The organism is Streptomyces spiramenti (assembly GCF_012034385.1).
In the GTDB taxonomy this organism is placed as follows: Bacteria; Actinomycetota; Actinomycetes; order Streptomycetales; family Streptomycetaceae; genus Streptomyces; species Streptomyces spiramenti.
Genome location: NZ_JAAVJB010000357.1, coordinates 1 through 3589, shown reverse-complemented (window position 1 = coordinate 3589; position 3589 = coordinate 1). Strand labels below are relative to the sequence as shown.

Annotated in this window: 3 protein-coding genes; 2 read left to right on the top strand and 1 reads right to left on the bottom strand. The window is 73.5% G+C overall.

The features are described 5' to 3' along the window. Positions 1 to 564: 564 nt before the first annotated feature. On the bottom strand, positions 565 to 1299 hold the full coding sequence (locus HCJ92_RS23100; protein ID WP_338054344.1) for a FadR/GntR family transcriptional regulator: 735 nt from the start codon (positions 1297 to 1299) through the stop codon (positions 565 to 567). Positions 1300 to 1561: 262 nt separating this feature from the next. Between HCJ92_RS23100 and HCJ92_RS23095 the strand changes: the two genes are divergently transcribed. Together HCJ92_RS23095 and HCJ92_RS23090 are read left to right on the top strand one after the other, a co-directional pair. Further along, positions 1562 to 2077 carry a gluconokinase gene (locus HCJ92_RS23095; RefSeq protein WP_167935551.1) on the top strand — a complete coding sequence of 172 codons (516 nt, stop codon included), beginning with the start codon at positions 1562 to 1564 and terminating at the stop codon, positions 2075 to 2077. A gap of 92 nt (positions 2078 to 2169) precedes the next feature. Then, positions 2170 to 3558 carry a GntP family permease gene (locus tag HCJ92_RS23090; RefSeq protein ID WP_167935550.1) on the top strand — a complete coding sequence of 463 codons (1389 nt, stop codon included), beginning with the start codon at positions 2170 to 2172 and terminating at the stop codon, positions 3556 to 3558. The last annotated feature ends 31 nt before the right edge of the window (positions 3559 to 3589 follow it).

Below are 3589 nucleotides of genomic sequence, written 5' to 3'. Positions count from 1 at the left end.
CGTCCGGCTCCCGCGACCTGCCCGGGTGGGCCGGGGCGCGGCGCGTCCGCCTCCGACAGCAGTTCAGCCCGGCCACCGCGCCCCGGCGACCCGGGGCGCGGCGAGGCGGTCGACGACGGCCCGTCACCGCGAGGTCGCGTAACCGTCCGAATCCCGTCGGCCGCGCGACCGGTACGGGGCGCCCCGGGCCACCGCGCCGGCGCGCCACCCGTCGCTCCACCCGTGGCCCCGGGCGGAGCGCACCACCCCGTCGTGCCGGGGGCCCCTTCCTGAATCCGCGCGCCCGCGCTCCCGGCCACGCGGCACACACCGGCACGGCGTCACGCTGCCACCGTCGCGCGCCCCGGGGACCCGACACCACCTGACGGAGCGACACCCCGGCGGGGAGCGAAGGCGCAGCAGCGCCCGGCCGGTGCCGTCACGACGGGCGGGGCACGAACCGGCACGGCACGGCCCAGCCGGACGGCACGGCCGGTGACGGGCGCCCGAGCGAGGCCACGCGCGGCCTCGCCCCACGGGCTCCCCGCACGGCGGCCGGGGAGGCACCGGCCGGGAGCGGGCCGGTCAGTGGCGGCGCGGCCGGATGGGCGCCATGGCGTCGCGGACCTCGGCGAGCAGCCGCCGCATCGCCGTCTCGGCCGCCTCGTGCTCGCCGGCGGCGACCGCCCGGGCGACCTCGTCGTGGAGGTCCAGCGCCTCCGGGACGGGCCGGTGCGGCATCAGGCCGAGTTGGGTGCGACCGCGCAGCACCGCGGCGACCACGTCGGTGAGGGCGACGAACATCTCGTTGCCGCTCGCCCGCAGGAGGAGCGAGTGCATCTCGATGTCGAGGTCCATGAACGGTTCGAGGCGGCCGGACTCGCCGAGGTCTCGCATCTCGGCGGCGAGTTCCACGAGGCGTTCCCGCTGCTGCGTGGTGGCCTCCCGGGCCGCGGCGGCGGCGGCGAGGGGTTCGACCGCTATGCGCAGCTCGGTGAGGGAGCGCAGTTGGGTGTCCCGGCCGGGGCCGGCCAGCCGCCACCAGATGACGCGCGGTTCGTAGACGTGCCAGGAGCCGGGGGGCTGGACCGTGATGCCGACGCGGCGGCGGGAGACGACGAGGCCCATGGACTCGAGGAGCCGCATGGTCTCGCGAGCGACGGTCCGGGAGACGCCGAACCGCTCCTGGATGCCGTCGAGGGTGAGGCCGTGACCGGGAGCGAGGGTGCCGGCGGTGATCTCCAGTCCGAGTGCGTCGAGCACCGAGTGGTGGAGGGAAGCGCCGTTGCCGGCTCCGGTGTCCACTCGCTCTTTCCCCACGTCGGAACCCTATCCTCCGCTCCCGCCCGCGCGACCACCGGGCGTCACCCGACGGGGTCGACCGGTGACCGGCCGGGCGGACTCCGACCGGGGCCGCCCGGCGCGGGGCGACGCTGCGCCACCGGCCGGGCACCCGCCGCTGACCTGCGGCGAACCGTTATCGAAGCGAGTACGTGAGCTCCGTCGCCGGGGGTTCCCCTGCCGGAAATATTGGTGTTACCTTTCCCCACCATTGGTAACACCTTTCAGTGAGGAGAGGCCCATGTCGCCGACCACGCTCGTGGTCATGGGGGTGTCGGGAGCCGGCAAGACGACCATCGCCGAGCTGCTCGCCGACCGCCTCGGCTGGCCCATGGCGGAGGCGGACGCGCTGCACCCGAAGGCCAACATCGACAAGATGTCGGCGGGGACACCGCTCACCGACGCCGACCGGCTGCCGTGGCTGGGCATCATCCGCGACTGGATCAGCGAACGGGCCGCCACCGGCGCCTCCGGCGTCGTCAGCTGCTCGGCCCTCAAGCGCAGCTACCGCGACCTGCTCCGCGAGGCCGAGGGGCGGGTGCGGTTCGTCCACCTCTCCGGCAGCCAGGAGCTGATCTCCGGGCGGCTGCACCTGCGCACCGGGCACTTCATGCCGCCCACGCTGCTCGCCTCGCAGTTCGCCGACCTCGAACCGCTCGGCACGGACGAGGACGGCGTCACCGTCGACCTGCGCCGCACCCCCGACGAGATCGTCGACGACGCGCTCGCCGCCCTCGGCCTGACCGACCAGGGCTGACCGACGTTTCCGGCGCCGCCGGAAACGTTCGACCGCCCGACCCACCCGACCGAACCGACCCACCACGTCCCGCACGGCAACGGAGCTCACGCATGGACCCCACCGACACCTGGACGCAGACCATGGGCACAGGCCCACTGCTGGCCATCGCCGCCGCCGCCATCGGTGTGCTGCTGTTCCTGATCATGAAGCTGCGCGTCCATGCGCTGCTCGCGCTGATCCTGGTCAGCCTGCTGACCGCGTTCGCGGCCGGCATCCCCTCCAACCAGGTGGTGGACACCCTGGTCGGTGGGTTCGGCTCGACCGTGGGAGGTGTCGCCCTGCTCGTCGGCCTGGGCGCCATCCTCGGCCGACTGATCGAGGTGAGCGGCGGCGCGCAGGCACTCGCGGACGCCCTCATCCGCCGCTTCGGCGAGGACCGCGCCCCGCTGGCGCTCTCCGTCGCCTCGCTGTTCTTCGGCTTCCCGATCTTCTTCGACGCCGGTCTCGTCGTGATGCTGCCGATCGTCTACACGGTCGCCCGTCGCGTGGGCGGCGGCATCCTGCGCTACGGCCTGCCGGTCGCCGGCGCGTTCTCGGTGATGCACATCTTCGTGCCGCCGCACCCGGGTCCGGTCGCCGCCTCCGAGCTGATGGGCGCGGACATCGGCCTGGTCATCCTGCTCGGCATCGTCATCGCCGTCCCGACCTGGTACGTCACCAGCTACCTCTTCGGCCTCTGGGTCGGCAAGCGCATCGTGCTCCCCGTGCCGGACATCCTGACCGGTGGTGAGCAGGCGGAGAAGGACGAGAACCCGCCGACCCCGATGACCGTCATCGCCCTCCTGGTGCTGCCGCTGCTGCTGATCTTCGCCAACACCGGCCTGAACACCGCCGCCACGGCCGGGTGGGTCGACGGTGACGCCGGCTGGGTCCACTTCCTCCAGGCCATCGGCGCCACCCCGGTCGCGCTGCTGATCACGGTGCTCGTCGCCATCTACGTGCTCGGCACCCGCCGCGGTCGCGGCGGGGACGTCATCGAGAAGCTCACCGACTCGGCGCTCGGCCCGATCTGCTCCATCATCCTGATCACCGGCGCCGGTGGCATGTTCGGCGCCGTGCTCCGCGAGGGCGGCATCGGCGACGCGCTCTCCGGTTCCCTCTCCGACCTGGGCCTGCCCGTCATCGTCGTGGGCTACCTGGTCGCCACCGCGCTCCGCATCGCGCAGGGCTCGGCGACGGTCGCGCTGATCACCGCCGCCGGTCTGGTGCAGTCGGTCGTGCTCGCCGGTGACTACAACGCCGTCGAGATCGCCGCCATCGTGCTGGCGCTCGCAGCCGGCTCGGTCACCGCCAGCCACGTCAACGACTCCGGCTTCTGGCTGGTGGGCCGCCTCCTGGGCATGGACGTCAAGACCACGCTGAAGACCTGGACGGTCCTCCAGACGACCATCGGCCTGATGGGCTTCACCATGGCGGCGACGATCTTCGCCATCGCCTGACCGCGGGCGCCGGCCCGTTCGGGGCCGGCGC

What these genes read in the sequence shown, in the direction of transcription:
- HCJ92_RS23095 (WP_167935551.1), top strand. Translation starts at nt 1,562, where the DNA reads ATGTCGCCGACCACGCTCGTGGTCATGGGGGTGTCGGGAGCCGGCAAG.
- HCJ92_RS23090 (WP_167935550.1), top strand. Translation starts at nt 2,170, where the DNA reads ATGGACCCCACCGACACCTGGACGCAGACCATGGGCACAGGCCCACTG.